The 13,660-nt window shown below is 68.2% G+C and carries 12 protein-coding genes and 1 pseudogene; 9 read left to right on the forward strand and 4 right to left on the reverse strand.

What is annotated here, in order from left to right; all coding sequences use genetic code 11:
- Positions 1 to 268: 268 nt before the first annotated feature.
- The 4 genes from GQF42_RS00150 (at position 269) to GQF42_RS00165 (ending at position 4,656) form a co-directional block, all read left to right on the forward strand.
- Positions 269 to 1,651 carry a hypothetical protein gene (locus GQF42_RS00150; protein ID WP_158916614.1) on the forward strand — a complete coding sequence of 461 codons (1,383 nt, stop codon included), beginning with the start codon at positions 269 to 271 and terminating at the stop codon, positions 1,649 to 1,651.
- Between the two features lie 206 nt (positions 1,652 to 1,857).
- Complete coding sequence (locus GQF42_RS00155; RefSeq protein ID WP_199272518.1) at positions 1,858 to 3,546, forward strand: LCP family protein; 1,689 nt, start codon at positions 1,858 to 1,860, stop codon at positions 3,544 to 3,546.
- A 228-nt stretch (positions 3,547 to 3,774) separates the two neighbouring features.
- The gene (locus tag GQF42_RS00160; RefSeq protein ID WP_158916616.1) at positions 3,775 to 3,990 is read left to right on the forward strand and encodes a cold shock domain-containing protein; all 216 of its coding nucleotides are present in this window, start codon (positions 3,775 to 3,777) and stop codon (positions 3,988 to 3,990) included.
- A 279-nt stretch (positions 3,991 to 4,269) separates the two neighbouring features.
- Positions 4,270 to 4,656, forward strand: a complete 387-nt coding sequence (locus GQF42_RS00165) for an ArsR/SmtB family transcription factor (protein WP_158916618.1) — start codon at positions 4,270 to 4,272, stop codon at positions 4,654 to 4,656.
- Positions 4,657 to 4,868: 212 nt separating this feature from the next.
- On the opposite strand, the gene GQF42_RS00170 is transcribed toward GQF42_RS00165, so the two are convergent.
- The 4 genes and pseudogenes from GQF42_RS00170 to GQF42_RS45305 all read right to left on the reverse strand — a co-directional run.
- A complete protein-coding gene (locus GQF42_RS00170) occupies positions 4,869 to 6,485 on the reverse strand; it encodes an LCP family protein (protein ID WP_158916620.1) in 1,617 nt (538 codons plus the stop codon).
- Positions 6,478 to 7,038, reverse strand: coding sequence for a DUF6542 domain-containing protein (locus tag GQF42_RS47110; RefSeq protein ID WP_325100273.1), 561 nt, complete (start codon positions 7,036 to 7,038; stop codon positions 6,478 to 6,480). The genes GQF42_RS00170 and GQF42_RS47110 overlap by 8 nt, the downstream gene beginning before the upstream one ends.
- Positions 7,039 to 7,821: 783 nt before the next feature.
- Complete coding sequence (locus GQF42_RS45300) at positions 7,822 to 8,850, reverse strand: cytochrome D1 domain-containing protein (protein ID WP_233273727.1); 1,029 nt, start codon at positions 8,848 to 8,850, stop codon at positions 7,822 to 7,824.
- An 84-nt stretch (positions 8,851 to 8,934) separates the two neighbouring features.
- Positions 8,935 to 10,335: pseudogene (locus GQF42_RS45305) on the reverse strand (alkaline phosphatase family protein); the annotation flags it as partial.
- A gap of 337 nt (positions 10,336 to 10,672) precedes the next feature.
- On the opposite strand from GQF42_RS45305, the gene GQF42_RS00185 reads away from it, so the two are divergent.
- The 5 genes from GQF42_RS00185 (at position 10,673) to GQF42_RS00205 (ending at position 13,655) form a co-directional block, all read left to right on the forward strand.
- Entirely contained in the window at positions 10,673 to 11,068 is a 396-nt protein-coding gene (locus tag GQF42_RS00185) for a hypothetical protein (RefSeq protein WP_158916626.1), read from the forward strand.
- 291 nt (positions 11,069 to 11,359) lie between these two features.
- On the forward strand, positions 11,360 to 12,040 hold the full coding sequence (locus GQF42_RS00190) for a hypothetical protein (protein WP_158916628.1): 681 nt from the start codon (positions 11,360 to 11,362) through the stop codon (positions 12,038 to 12,040).
- Positions 12,041 to 12,156: 116 nt separating this feature from the next.
- The gene (locus tag GQF42_RS00195) at positions 12,157 to 12,441 is read left to right on the forward strand and encodes a hypothetical protein (protein ID WP_199273164.1); all 285 of its coding nucleotides are present in this window, start codon (positions 12,157 to 12,159) and stop codon (positions 12,439 to 12,441) included.
- 318 nt (positions 12,442 to 12,759) lie between these two features.
- Positions 12,760 to 13,281: a hypothetical protein gene (locus GQF42_RS00200; RefSeq protein ID WP_158916632.1), complete on the forward strand. Its 522-nt coding sequence runs from the start codon at positions 12,760 to 12,762 to the stop codon at positions 13,279 to 13,281.
- 2 nt (positions 13,282 to 13,283) lie between these two features.
- Positions 13,284 to 13,655 (forward strand): tail fiber domain-containing protein, encoded by a 372-nt coding sequence (locus GQF42_RS00205; RefSeq protein WP_158916634.1) that lies wholly within the window; start codon positions 13,284 to 13,286, stop codon positions 13,653 to 13,655.
- Positions 13,656 to 13,660: the final 5 nt, after the last annotated feature.

Genomic DNA, 13,660 nt, shown 5'->3' on the forward strand with positions numbered 1-13,660 from the left:
GAACATCCGATGCCCTCACCCCTTCGTCTCCGTCGGTCCGCCCCGCCGCGGAACCTCTGCGTAACACTTTAGAAGTTGCGCAGATGATGGAATCTCCGGGCTTCGGTGCGCTTTGAGCCGCCCTCTCGACGTGGCGTGCATCACGGGGGCTTGACGTCAGGACAGCCAGCCACTTTCCAAAGTCTTGATACTTTAGCGATTGCGCAATTGAGCGAATGGCTGCCGCGGTGGCAGCCGCCCGCCCTCACTCTCCAAGGAGGTCGTCTTCATGCCTGCTTCGTCACGGGCCCGCCGTGCCGCCCGCCCTGTCCGCGGCCTGGTCGTGCTGGCCGCAGTCACGGTGCTGGGACTTTCGGTGTCGGTTCCCGGTGCTTCCGCAGCCACAGGTACCGGCACGGGGGTGGTGGCGGAGGCGTTCAGGAAGGGCCCGGTGTACGTCGACCCGCGGGCCCAGGACCAGTTGCCGAAGGCCGCGGCCGACAAGCTGGCCGCGAAGATCGAGGATGCCGACAAGCCGGTCTTCGTTGCCGTGCTGCCCGAGTCCGCCGATTACCCGCAGGCGTCCCTGATGCGGGATCTGCGGTCGCTGACCGGCATCACCGGCGTGTACGCCGTCCGCCTCGGGACGCTGTTCAACGCCAAGGCCGACCATCAGGTGATGTCACCGGGCGCCGTGGCCAATCTGCGCGGCGCGGTGCAGCGCGCCGACGCCTCGAACACGGAGGCGCAGCTGAACACTTTCGTCGACCAGGCCGTCCAGCAGGCCAGGGGACACGCCCCGGCCTCGTGGGCGCAGGCCGGCGGAGGCGGCTTTGGCAGTGGCGGGCTGCTGGCCGGCGGTTTGATCGCGGCCGGGGCGGCCGGGGGCGGGTACGCACTGTACCGGCGGGTGAAGAAGCGCCGGCAGGCGGAGCGCGTGGAGCTGGAGGCTTTGCGGGTGGTAGTGGACGAGGACATCACCGCCTTCGGCGAGGAGCTGGACCGGCTGGACTTCTCCCCGTCCGAGCCCGGCGCCACGGATGAGATGCGTGCCGACTACGGCTTTGCCCTGGACGCCTACGAGCGGGCCAAGGAGCAGATGGCCGCTGCCGCCCGGCCGCAGGACGTGCGTTCTGTGACCGCCGCGCTGGCCGACGGCCGCTTCGCGCTGGCCACCCTCACCGCGCGCCGCACCGGGGCGCCGCTGCCGCAGAAGCGCCTGCCCTGCTTCTTCGACCCACGGCACGGCCCGTCGGTCAGCGAAGTCAACTGGTTCCCGCCCGGGGGCGGATTCCGTATGGTCCCGGCCTGCGCCGAGGACGCCGTCCGTGTCAGCCAGGGCCAGCAGCCCATGACCCGCATGGTCCACACCGATGCGGGCGCCCAGCCCTACTGGAACGCCGGCCCCGCCTATGCCCCGTGGGCGGGCGGCTATTTCGGCGGCGCAGGCGCGGTGGTCGGCGGGCTGCTCGCCGGGACCCTGCTGGGCAGCCTGCTCAGCGCATCCTCCGCCTACGCCGACTCCGGCGACGTCTTCTCGTCCGCTCCGGATCTGCCGGAGGGCGGCGACTTCTCCGGTGCGGACTTCAGCGCCTCCGACTTCTCGGGCGGCTTCGGCGGCGACTTCGGGTCGGACGGCGGTGGCGATTTCGGCGGCGGCGACTGGGGGTGACCCTGCACCCCACACCGCCGTGAACCCTCCTTGACACCGCTCACCCTGTAAATCCGGGCAGGTTGGATGATGAACAGGCTATTCGTTTGCTAGGTTGCGCAACTATGCAACAGAGGTGAAGCCCTGCTTCGCCCGACGGATACGGCCGTGCTCGCCCGCCGCATGCCCGAGGGACGGATGGGCCCGACCGTTCGCGGGAGTGGGAGATGAGTGACCTGAGGGACGACTCCGTAGGCCGGGCCACGCGCAACCGCGCCGGCCGGGTGCCCCGACAGCGCGCGGGCGAACCCGCCCGCGGCCGCTCGTCCGGCGGACGAGCGGCTTCCCGCACGCAGGGACGCGCCCAGGCGCGGGGCCGAGCCAGGCCGGCCTCGCGGGGCAGGCGCGTGCTGCGGATCAGCGGGATAGCCCTGGCGGTGATCCTTCTCGCTGCCGCCGGTGGCGGCTGGTGGCTCTACCAGCACCTCAACGGCAACATCCACAGCGTCTCGCTCGACGGCAAGGGCGGCAGCGAGAAGGCGGACGCCTTCGGCCGCACCCCGATCAACATCCTGGTCATCGGCTCGGACGGCCGCACCAGCGCGGAGGACTGCAAGCTCGGCGGCGGCTGTTCGCAGACCGGCGTGCAGTCCGGCAACGGGAACGCGGACGTGGAGATGATGGTGCACATAGCCGCCGATCGCTCCAACGCCACCGTGATGAGCCTCCCCCGCGACACCATGACCAACGTCCCCGCCTGCACGGACCCCACGTCGAAGCAGAGCACGACCGGCTACTACGGCATGATCAACAGCGCCCTGTCGTACGGCCCGGCCTGCCAGGTCGCCACCATCCACCAGCTCACCGGCATCCCCATCGACCACTTCGTCAAGCTCGACTTCGCCGGCGTGGTCAGCATGTCCGACGCGGTCGGCGGGGTCTCGGTCTGCGTCAGCGACAACGTCTACGACACCTACTCCCACCTGAAGCTGGCCAAGGGCACCCACACCCTCCAGGGCGTCGCCGCCCTGGAGTTCGTCCGCTCCCGACATGGCTTCGGCGACGGCAGCGACCTGGGCCGCACGTACGCCCAGCACATGTTCCTCAGCTCGATGCTCCGCAAGCTCAAGAGCGCGGGCACGCTGACCGACCCTACTGCGGTCTACGGGCTCGCCGACGCCGCCACCAAGGCACTCACCGTCGACACGGGTCTCGGCAGCATCAGCAAACTGATCGGCCTGGCCTCGGACGTCGACAAGGTACCCACCAAGCGGATCACCTTCACCACCATGCAGACAGGCCCGGATCCGAACAACAGCGAGCGACTCGTCGTGGGGCAGGGCGCGAAGTCCCTGTTCGCGACGATCGCCAACGACCAGTCCCTGAGCGGCGGCTCGGACAGGAAGCCGACTACGGGCCCTGCCTCTCCGGCGCCGGTCAACACCGCCCAGATCGCGGTGAAGGTCGAGAACGGCACCGGCATCGGCGGCCGTGCCTCCGACATCGCCACCGCCCTCACGGGCAAGGGCTTCGGCTCGGGCACGACGGCCAACGCACCCGGCGCGACGACTACCACCCTTACCTACGGCCCTGGCGAGAAGCCGCAGGCCCAGGCGGTGGCCGGCACGCTCGGCCTGCCCTCCTCACGCCTCAAGCAGGGCACCGGCACCGGTCTGACCCTGGTGATCGGCAGTGACTGGCCCAGCGGCACCACCTACGGCTCCGGCTCTGGCTCATCCTCGCCAGCCCCGGCCGACACCCATGCCGCAGTCTCCAACGCCCACGCCCAGACCGCTGACCAGTCCAAGACCTGTGCTCAGGTCAGCCCGTACAGGACTGTCTCCCTCAACGGCGTCAGTATGACCCCGGCCCAGGCCTACGCAGCCGCGCGCAGCCAGCCCGACTCCGACGCGTGACCCGCGGCGAGCAGTTGACCCAGGAATTCGACGCGTCGGTACCGGCGGACCGGTTGCGGGAGTTCTTCGGGTGGTGGCCCTGGAGGACCGTCAGTGCGCTCTACGGGTACTTGAGAAGGCGCTTGGCCGTGCGCCTGGTGCGGAGTGCGCCCCATATGAGTGGGAAAAGGATGTAACGGGGGCCAGTTGGCTACCCGGATGACGCCTGAAGGAGGCACGGGGGAGTGAGTGAGCGGGTCAGCGGGTGTGGTCCGGTGGTTCAATCAGGTGAGGGGCTACGGCTACATCGACGGGGACGACGGCCGTGAGGCACGGGTGCGGCGCGAGGACATTGAAGGCGGCACGTTCGTTACCGAGGGCCTTCGCGTCACCTACGAGGTACGCGAGGGTGCCGCGGACGAACTGGGGGCCGTGCGTGTGCAGATAGCGGAGCATGTGCATTAAGGGGGTGATCCGCCTTGGCGCGCTTGCCGAGCGGGTGCTACTGGCGGCCGACTACGCGGACGGACGCCATTGACCAGACCCGGCTCCGATCCCACCCACCGTCGGGAGACTGCGAGCCTGATCTTGCGGAAGGGCGGCAGGTCGTCCATCTGGCGGAGCATTCCGCCTTCCGGCACAGGGGACCGACGGGCCGTGCGCCCCGGCGATACACGCACCGACGCCTACACTGGGTGTGTGTGCGTGTGTCAACTGTGACCTGTGAAGCGGCGGGAGAGGACCATGACGGTTGACGTCGGTGGCCTTCAGGCTCCTCCCGTCGAAGCAGTAGCGCAGGCGGTCACCGCGTTCGGGCTGCTTGCTTCACGTTCCAGACTGCGCATCATGTGGGCTCTGTCCCAGGGTGAGAGCGATGTCACCGGCCTGGCCGGCCGGGTGGACATGGCGTTGCCCGCGGTCAGTCAGCACCTGGCGAAGCTGAAGCTCGCCGGGCTCGTTGCCGCCCGCCCCGAGGGCCGACGGCAGGTCTACTACGTTCAGGACCCCGACATTGCCGCCACCATCGGCGCGATGGTCGCACTGCTCGCCGCGCGAGCAGAACAGAGGCCACTTCAGCCGTTGTCGCCGCTGGAATTCACCCTGGGGAGACCGGACCACAAGTCGGCATGACGTTCACCTGCGACGGCAGCGGACTGACGCTGGACGCTCGAACTTGACGTATGCCATGGGCGGCTGACGGAGTGCCTATTGTGTTGTCCACAGTGCAGGCACCGTTGGTCGCCCAGCGGGTACCGCGGTCGGAGAAGACCTCCGTTCGGCAGGCGGATGGACCTCGACACCATGCGCCTGCTTGTTGTGGGGCCCGTTGCCGGGGGCGCGGGTCAGTTGACGCATGGGATACCGCCCATTTTCACCGAGTCGCCCGCGAAGGCCGTCGACGGAATGGGCGAGGGCTCGCTCCCTGGTGTCGTGGCCTTGGATCCGGAGGAGCCGGTCGAGTTTGCGGCGGGCGGGGTGAAGTCCGTGCCGAGAGTGATCTGGACTCGGCCGGCGGGGACCGAGGGGCTGGCGACGGGTGCCGCGGTGCCCAGGCGGTCGGCGATCTGCCGGGCCGCCGCCTGCGCGCCGGAGCCGTAAACGATCGTCGTGCCGTGCCGCGTGGCAGCGTTGGACGTTCGCCCCGCGGTGTAGCCCAGAGCCGCAAGGGACCTGAGTTCCGTGGCGGCGGCGCCGGTTCTGCCGGAGCCGTTGAGGACATCCACGGTAGCGGGGGCGGCAGGCGCGGCCGAGGACGGCTTACCGACCCCCGCGCCGTCGCTGGGCGAGGCAGATGCATCATGACCGATCATCGCCTGCACGATCGACCTTATCCGCTCAGGGTCGACGAGGTTGACCTCCTCGTTGTTGCGGTGGGCGAAACCGGCGATAGGCAGGGTGTGGAACTCCACTTTCCCTCCGGTGAGGTTGGTGGCCTGCTGGGCGAAGTCCAGCACGTTCAGCTTGCTGTCGATGACCAGGTCCTTCTTCACAACGCCGAACAGGCCCTGCAGCTTGCCGAGATCGCTGAACACCCCGTCGGTCTTCAGCTTGTGCGTGACGGAGGACAAGAACGCCTGCTGGCGGTGGGTGCGGTCAAGGTCGCCCATGAGGAGCCCGTGGCGTTGGCGCACGAAGGCCAGGGCCTGTTTGGGGTTCAGCTCCTGGAGTCCGGCGGGGAAGTTGGCGCCGGAGTACCGGTCGTGCACCGGGTGCTGGAGGCAGACCTGGATCGGCTGGACCACCTTGGCGATGTCGTAGAAACCCAGCAGGTTGACCTCGGCGAAGTGGTCGACCGGGACGTCGAGGAACTTCTGCACCGTGACCAGGGTGGCTTCCCGTCCGGCTTCCCTGCTCTGCGCTTCCAGGTCAGGGCCCTTGTCGCCCTGCGCGCTCAGCCTGTCGTGCGCGCTGGTATAGGCGTTGGCATAGGCTTCCTTGATCTTGTAGTGGCCCTGGACGGTTCCGTCGCCGTTGAATGTCTGGACGTAGTCGTCGCGCGGGACAGAGAACGCTGTGACCTTCCCGCCGTCGGCGGGGATGTGCATCAGGATCAGGGTGTTGGTGTTGTAGTACCCGATGTCGCTCGATCCGGCGTGCAGCTGGTTCTGCACGAACTGCCTCGGTAGATCGTTGCCGTTCATGTCCTTGCGTGAGTCCAGGCCGATCAGCAGCAGGTTCACCGAGTTGTCCAGATGGCGTGGCGCCCCCTTGTTGGCTGCGTCCAGGGCGTCGGAGGTGTTCAGGCCTCCGTTGATCCAGGTGAAGGTGGCCCACGTGACCCCACTGGCCAGCAGAATTGCCGCCGAGGTCACTCCGACCGCGACCCGCCCGGCCTTCACCCACGGCGAGCGTCGGGCCGGCCTGTGGCCGCGCACCGTCCTGCCGCCCGTCGCGCCGTTGCGGCGCCGACCCGGCTCCGTCCTGCCCCGGCCCGCCCCGCTCCGGTGTACCTCAGGCACCGCTCCCCCTCCTGCTTCGCTGGGACCGGATCATGCGCACCACCAGCACAGCGATCACAGCAAGTTCAGCCCCTGCCATCGCCGGGAACGCGTCGATGCCCCAGTGCACCGCCGACGTGGTCAGCACCCTGCGGGCACTCACGCCCGCGACCTGCTCGGTGACGACGGTGACCGCCATCAACACCAGCGGCGGCGCACACAGAACCCACCAGGCGCCGGCCCGGGAACACATCCCCGCAGTCACGCCCCCCGCGATGACCGCAGTGAGCGCGAACGCCCATCCCGGTCCTGATGCGAGCAGTTCGTCCACGCCGACACCGACAACTGGCAGACCCCACACGAGGAGTCCCGCCCGGCGCGACCCTGCCGAGGGGACGCCAGATCTACGACGTGACGACGCTGCCCGACGCGCCCGCGGGCCTGGCACACTGCGTGCTCCACGGGACGCCGCAGAAGACCTAACGTCGCTGCGGGAGAGATACGTGTCCTTGCCGGCAGCGGCGATGCGCTGGCCTGTCATCCGCATTCCTCGTCCGAATCCGCTGACGGTCATGGTGGACCGGGTCCGACTCGCGTACGCAGCGCGCCGCGACTCACGCCCTCGGTTTCCAAGACGTTCCGCACCCAATAAAGGTTGCACAGTTGCGCAATATTGCAAGCACGGAGATTACGTCATGTGAGCGAACAGCAGCAATTCCTGCACGTCAGCGCCGCAGGAGACCTAGGAATGAGCATTCACAGCGGGGTGTGCAGCGACCCCCGGTAAGGACGAGGGGAGCCTGTGCAAGATAGGTGGTCCATTCCGTCGGCAGTCCTCCCTTAATTTGCCGTTATCACCTATCTGCACGCATATCGCGTAACTTCTGACACTACACGACAGGGCAGTCGGCAACGTCTCGGCCAGGCTCAGCAACCCTGCGCCGACCGCTCGACAGGGTTGATCAAGCGGCTTCCGAGTTGACAGCTGAACAGGAAGCTGTTGCCGACACGGCAGGCGCCCCGGGCGGATCATCCGACACACCTGAAGACGGCCGGCCGCTCGTCCGGTCGACCCTCACTTCGGACCGTGGTGGCCGCGCAACAGGAGCCGGGCAATGAGCGGGAGGCCGACGAGCAGTGCGCCGAGGACGATCGACAGGAAGTGCGTGCCGAACGGCGCAGGGTCATGGCCGCCCGCAGCAACTGCGGAAAGGAGACGACGGCGCGGGTCTCACACCCGCACGCGGATCATCAGGGCCTCGTGGCGCACAGTCCCACACCTCCACACGAAACACAGCGCCTCACGGCGCAACTCGAAGACCAGCCACGCACCGAGCTCCGCCCGTACGACGCCGGGTCAGGCGACCACCACGCCGCTGGGGCCCGTGGACAGTCCCAGTTCGATGCGGGCGAGCACTCGCAGGCTGGTGGTGTCGATCGCGTCCACCGTGGCGCCGGCATTCGTGCATACCCAGACGGTGTCGACGGTCGTCGTGATGCCGGTCGGGATGTGGCCGACCCGGACCGTGCCGACCGCCTTCGCGGTCGCCGTGTCGAGGATGGTGACGGTGTCGTCGTTGGCGCCGCTGACCCAGGCCCGTGTTCCGTCCGGGCTCAGCGCGACCTGCCACGGAGTGCGGCCCACCCGGACCCGGGCGACGACGCGCAGCGAGGCGGTGTCGAGAACCGCGAGGGTGTCGCTTGACGGGCTGACCACGTAGACCCGCTTGCCGTCGGGGTGCACGGCCACACCGTTGGCCTTGGCCAGTTCGGGCAGCCGCCTGCGCGTCATGCCGGTTTCCGCGTCGAGCACGGTCAGGCCGTCGTGGCAACTGACGTAGACGATCCGGCCGTCAGGGCTGACGGCGACGGAGCGCGGGGCAAGGCCGGTCTGCCAGGTCGTGGTGGCCTTGTCCGCGCCGGTGTCGATCACTGTGAGCGTCCGCGATCCGCCGACGCCGGTGTCCGGGCCGGTGTTGGCGACGTAGACAGTGCGGCCGTCCGGGGACGAGGCCACGCCGTGCGGGTAGAGGCCGACGTCGACCGTGCCGGTGATCGCGCCCTTGGTGGTGTCCAGCACGGAGACGTCGCCGGCGCCGGAGTTGGTCACGTACAGCTTTCCGGTCCCCGGAGCGGAAGCGATCCCATAGGGGTTGGCCCCGCCGGGGATGCACGCGACCAGCCTCCGGGTGGTGGTGTCGATCACCACGATGGAATAGCTGACCAGTGCGGTCGCGTAGGCGTGGACGCCGCTTGTGGGCCCGGTCTTCGGCACGGAGTCCTGGATGCCCGGGAAGTTCGAGCCCCGGATGCCGGCGCCGCGGGTGGGTGCGTCACCGGCGAAGTCGCCGAGGTGGGTGGTGGCGTTCTCCACCAACCGGCTCATGACGTACGGCCGCCGCCCCGCCAGGGGCTCCGTCTCGCGCGCGGTCACGGCGGGGCCGGCCGGAGTGGGCTCGGGACCGGTGGTCTCCTGGTGGGGCAGGGTCTGGTCCGCTCCGGGGAACGTGGCCCGCGGCAGGGTCCCCACCTCGTGCTCCGCCGTCCACAACTGGCCCTTGGTGGGCGGCAGGTGCGGGAAGAAACGCTCGCCGGGGAAGCCGAGCGCCGAGGTCAGGTCGCCGAACGTACGGCGGCGCCACTGACTGATGTTCTCCTCGCGCACTTCCGTGACCCGCTCCAGGAACCGCAGCACGGAGGTGTGATCAAAGGGCTCGCTGCACACGAAGCCGCCCTGCGTCCACGGCGAGACGATGATGCACGGCACCCGGATCCCCGCGCCGATCGGCACGCCGTCGACGAACTCGTCGGGTGTCCCGGCCGGCGGGACCGGCGGGATGACGTGGTCGAACAGGCCGTCGTTCTCGTCGTAGTTGAGGATGAAGACGGTCTTGCGCCACAGCTCGGCATTGGCCGCGACCGCGTCCAGTTGCCGGGCAACGAAGTCGGCACCGGAGGCCGGCAGGTAGTCGGGGTGCTCGCACTGCGCGGCGGTCGGGATGATCCACGACACGGTAGGCAGCCGTCCGGCCAGGGCATCGCGGGCGAACTGGTCGGCGGTGCCGATGGTCAGGCCGTGCTCGTACAGAGGGTCGCCCCGCTCGGCGTCCTGGTACTGCTGGAAGAACTCCAGCGGGTTGCAGCCGTAATCGTCCTCCTCCTGGTAGACATGCCAGGACACGCCCGCCTTGGTGAGCCGCTCCGGGTAGGTGGTCCAGCGGAACGGCTCGGGGATGACGTTGCTGATGACCGGCCCGCCGGCCAGGCCGTTCGGGTCGATCGTGCCGGTCCAGTGGTAGAGCCGGTTGGGCCAGGTAGGGCCGAGCAGCGAGCAGTGGTAGGCGTCGCAGATGGTGAAGGACTCGGCGAGCGCGAACTGGAAGGGGATGTCGGCGCGCTCGTAGTAGCCCATGGTGAACGGGCCGTTGGCTTCGCCGTCCGCCTGGCGATGCGCTGGCACCCAGTTGTCCATCTGGCCGTGGTTCCAGGCCTCGTGCTGCACCGACCAGGCGTGGCTGGTGGACGGGATGGCCTGGGAGCTGGTGGTCCTGGTGTCGAGGTGGAACGGGAGAAGGTAGCCGTCCGGGTTTTCCGGGTCTGGCTGGTAGAACACCGGTCTACCGGTCGAAAGGACGGCCGCGTCCGGGTCGTCGAAACCTCGCACCCCACGCATGGTGCCGAAATAGTGGTCGAATGATCGGTTCTCCTGCATCAGGATCACGACGTGTTTGATGTCGTGGAGCGATCCCGGCCGCCGCGCCGTGCCGGCCATGGCCCGTTGCAGGTTGGGCGGCAGCAAGGACGCGGCAGCGGCGAGCCCACCGACGCCCAGTGCGGAGCCGAGGAGCCTGCGCCGGGACAGTTCAGCCATCGTCACCCCTGCACCGAAGATTGGGAACGCACGTCAGCACATCACATCGTCCCCAAGAAACAGCAGGGGGTGACGCAGCTTGAGATATGTGGCGAAATCATGTCGCTGCACGGCAAACGGAGTTAGGGGGCATATCGAGAGTGTGTACGGCAGTGGACGTGCCGCAGTCCTGGGGAGACAGAGGCACCTTCCTTCTTGTCGGAGTCGCCGATGGCCGTTCGCCGTGTCGTGCCCAACATCCAGTCGCAGTCCGGAGTCTCTATTCGAGTAGGGGCGGTTCAATCGCTCCATCGTGTCCCGGATGCCAATGGATCTCACCTCTTGGCACAATGCCCTGGTGCAGCCGCTGCCGGTTCCCTGCCCCGCCCACCTGATCCCCGATGCCACCGGCACTGACGCCTTCCACGACGTCTACCGCAATGCCATGGCGCACAACGTTGTGTTCGTCGCCATCGAATTCGAAAGACGCCGACGGTGGATCGTGAAGGCGGACACGCTCACCGCTGGCTCCCACCATGCTGTCACCGGCGACCTCAACGAGGCGGTCCGGGCCGCGATCACTCGCCTGGTCCAAAACCGCGAGGTCGACCTGGATGCCTACACGGGACCGATCTACTTCATGATGCACGGCGTTCAGAGCGAAGAACGAGCCCGCGAACTCGCCGCCGCACTCCATGCCGCCCTGTACGGAGACCTGGAACCTTTGGCCCGCGCCGTCCCACCCACGCCCTGACTGGCATGCACTCAGCACCCGTAGCCCGCGAAGGCCACGCTACGAGTCAGTTCGTGATCACGTCACGCTGCCACGCCCTGCTCGCCGCGCCCACGTTTGGCCCCATCGAGCAGGGTTGGGTCAGCGGCGTTAAACCCTTTGGCTGTCCTGGTCGGCGAGCGTGGGCGGGAGGTCTCGGTGTCGGACGAGCAGGACGCACAGGGCCCCCGGTCACGGGCTGAGGAGGCCGGACCACGCGTAAGGCGCGGAGGCAAGAAGTACGCGGAGACGGCCGGCACGTGGGTGCCGCTGGTGGCTTCTCTGACCGCCCTGGTCATCTCCGTGTACAGCTTCATCGCCGTGCGTTCCGCCCCGGGCATCACCGTGGTGATGCCGGACATGATCCGCCTCGCTGTCGACAGCAAGGGCACCTACTCGAAGATCCTCATGCAGCCGGTCATCGCCGTCCTGGGTGAGACCCAGCGGGCGGAGACGGTCACCGGGCTCGCCATGCAGATGCGGCGCGAGGGGGCTGCAAAGTCGCCCGGCGCCCAGGCCGACTTCCTGTGGTATGCAAGCGGGCACTGGCAGGGGGACGTGACCACGGGCCAGTACGGCTTCGTCGAGGAGAACGACGCCTCGCCGTTCCTGGTGACCAGGGACAAGCCGTCGGTGTCCATCATGGACTTCCGGGCGGACAACTGGTTGTTCGCGCCGGGCACCTACCGCGCAACCCTGACAGTGCGTCGGGCGACGGACTCTCGACCGCTGACGGTTCACTGGTGTCTCACTCTGAGGGCCAGAGGCGTCGCGCAGATCAAGGCCCACCCCGGCTACTTCCTGCCCATCCGGAAAGACTGGCCGGCGAATCCCTCGGACAAGAGCGACCGGTCGTGTTACCGGGGCGAGCCATCCGGTGCTCCTGCCGAAGTCCCCAGCCCGACCAGCGTGCCCACACCGACTGGTACACCCCCTGCGAGGAAGACAGGCTGAAAAGCCGTCTCTCAACCGAACGTGATCGTTTGATTTCTGCTGGTCAGGCATTGTCCCGCTCGGAGCGAGGCAAGGATGCGGCGTCTTGTGTCCGCTTGATGGCCGAGGGGTCCGCGGTGGCGTTGGTGCTGGGAATGCTGGAGGAGCGGGAGGCGACTGCCCGTGTGCGGGTGGAAGGGCTGCGGGAGGAAGTCGCGCGGCTGGCCGGGGCGTTGGAGACCGCGGAGATCGAGCTGGACCGGCGGGTGATCGCGCGGGAGGAGCCCGGTCCTGCCCCAGAACTGGTCGGCGGAGCCGAAGTTATGGACAGGATCTTTCGCCGCCCGTTGTCCGCCAGAACCCACCTCCACAATGCCAACGATTTCGGCCGTCTGCTCGTAGTCCGTGGCCGGTTCCGTTAGCGACGCCCACAAGGTGCCCCCAGCCACGTCGGTGGTGTGGTCATGCCGGACAGGGTGAAGCTGCACCCCAGGCCTCTCCGGGGCGATGCTGGAGATCGGCCGGTCGATCAGGACGGATCTTCGTAGCACTGAGCAGAGAGTCTTGCCTCTCGGTCAGGGGTCCGGAGTCCGAACGCGTCCCCGATCGGAGTGTTCACCCGATGGGGCGAAAGATGCGACCGGCGTCCCCTATGGCCCGATTGTCGGATGCGGGTGGTGGGCTGTTCGGGTGAGATGCACCTCCGACCAGTCCGCCCATGAGACACCCGGGGAGAGAACATGAAGCTCTCAGGAAACAGAGTTGCCCAGCTCGCGGCCGTTGCGGTGAGCACGTTGTCGCTCGGCACCATCGTCGCATCCGCCACGCCCGCCATGGCTCAGCCGCCCATCTGCGGCGAGACCGACTGCCCCAGCCTGAAGCCCGTCGGCCTGAGCGCGAGCCAGGGGACGCTGAACGTCACGGATATGCAGCTGGAGAACATCACGGCCACGGCCACCGACATGGTCACCGGGCGGCCCCTGGTGGGCGCGCTCATCCGTTTCTACACCTCCGGTGGCCGCCTGCTGGGCTCGGCCTACACCAACTACAACGGCATCGCCGGCATCACCGCCTCGGAGAATCTCGGCCCCGGCACCATCCAGGAGCTGCTGAACGGCTACGATGCCGTCCTGGTCGGCGACGGCGTCCACATCGCGACCTCAGCGCACGCGCCGATCACCATCGGCACGGACTGCGCTACCACGCCCCCCAGTGACCGTCGACTCAAGTGCGCCGTGGTCCCGGTCGACTCGAGCCGCTGAGCGTGCGCCTGTTCCGACGTTCCGGGACGGCGGACCGGACGGCCCCTGAGCGCACCGCCACCGCGGACAGCGCCGCGGTCGCCCCGGCCGGGGCGGTCAACGGCTACCAGGTACTGGAGACGGTCACTGCCCTGCCCATCAGCACGTGGCGCTACCTGTGGGAGCCCGAACAGGTGCGCCACATCGGGCCGATGGCCCAGGACTGGCATGCCGCTTTCGACTTCCACCACGAGAACACTCGTGTGATCCCACTCGTCGACGCCAACGGCATCGCCCTGGTCTGCATCCAGGCCCTGAACCGACGCATCGACGAACTCACCACCGAGGTCAACCGCCTGCGAGGACTCACCCAGCACCGCGAGCCGAACCGGTGAGCAGG

The organism is Streptomyces broussonetiae, assembly GCF_009796285.1.
Lineage (GTDB): Bacteria > Actinomycetota > Actinomycetes > Streptomycetales > Streptomycetaceae > Streptomyces > Streptomyces broussonetiae.

Coding starts and splice junctions, on each gene's coding strand:
- GQF42_RS00165 (WP_158916618.1), top strand. CDS start 4,270: ATGACGGTTGACGTCGGTGGCCTTCAGGCTCCTCCCGTCGAAGCAGTA.
- GQF42_RS00155 (WP_199272518.1), top strand. CDS start 1,858: ATGAGTGACCTGAGGGACGACTCCGTAGGCCGGGCCACGCGCAACCGC.
- GQF42_RS00200 (WP_158916632.1), top strand. CDS start 12,760: ATGAAGCTCTCAGGAAACAGAGTTGCCCAGCTCGCGGCCGTTGCGGTG.
- GQF42_RS00150 (WP_158916614.1), top strand. CDS start 269: ATGCCTGCTTCGTCACGGGCCCGCCGTGCCGCCCGCCCTGTCCGCGGC.
- GQF42_RS47110 (WP_325100273.1), bottom strand. CDS start 7,038: ATGACCGTCAGCGGATTCGGACGAGGAATGCGGATGACAGGCCAGCGC.
- GQF42_RS45300 (WP_233273727.1), bottom strand. CDS start 8,850: ATGAGCCGGTTGGTGGAGAACGCCACCACCCACCTCGGCGACTTCGCC.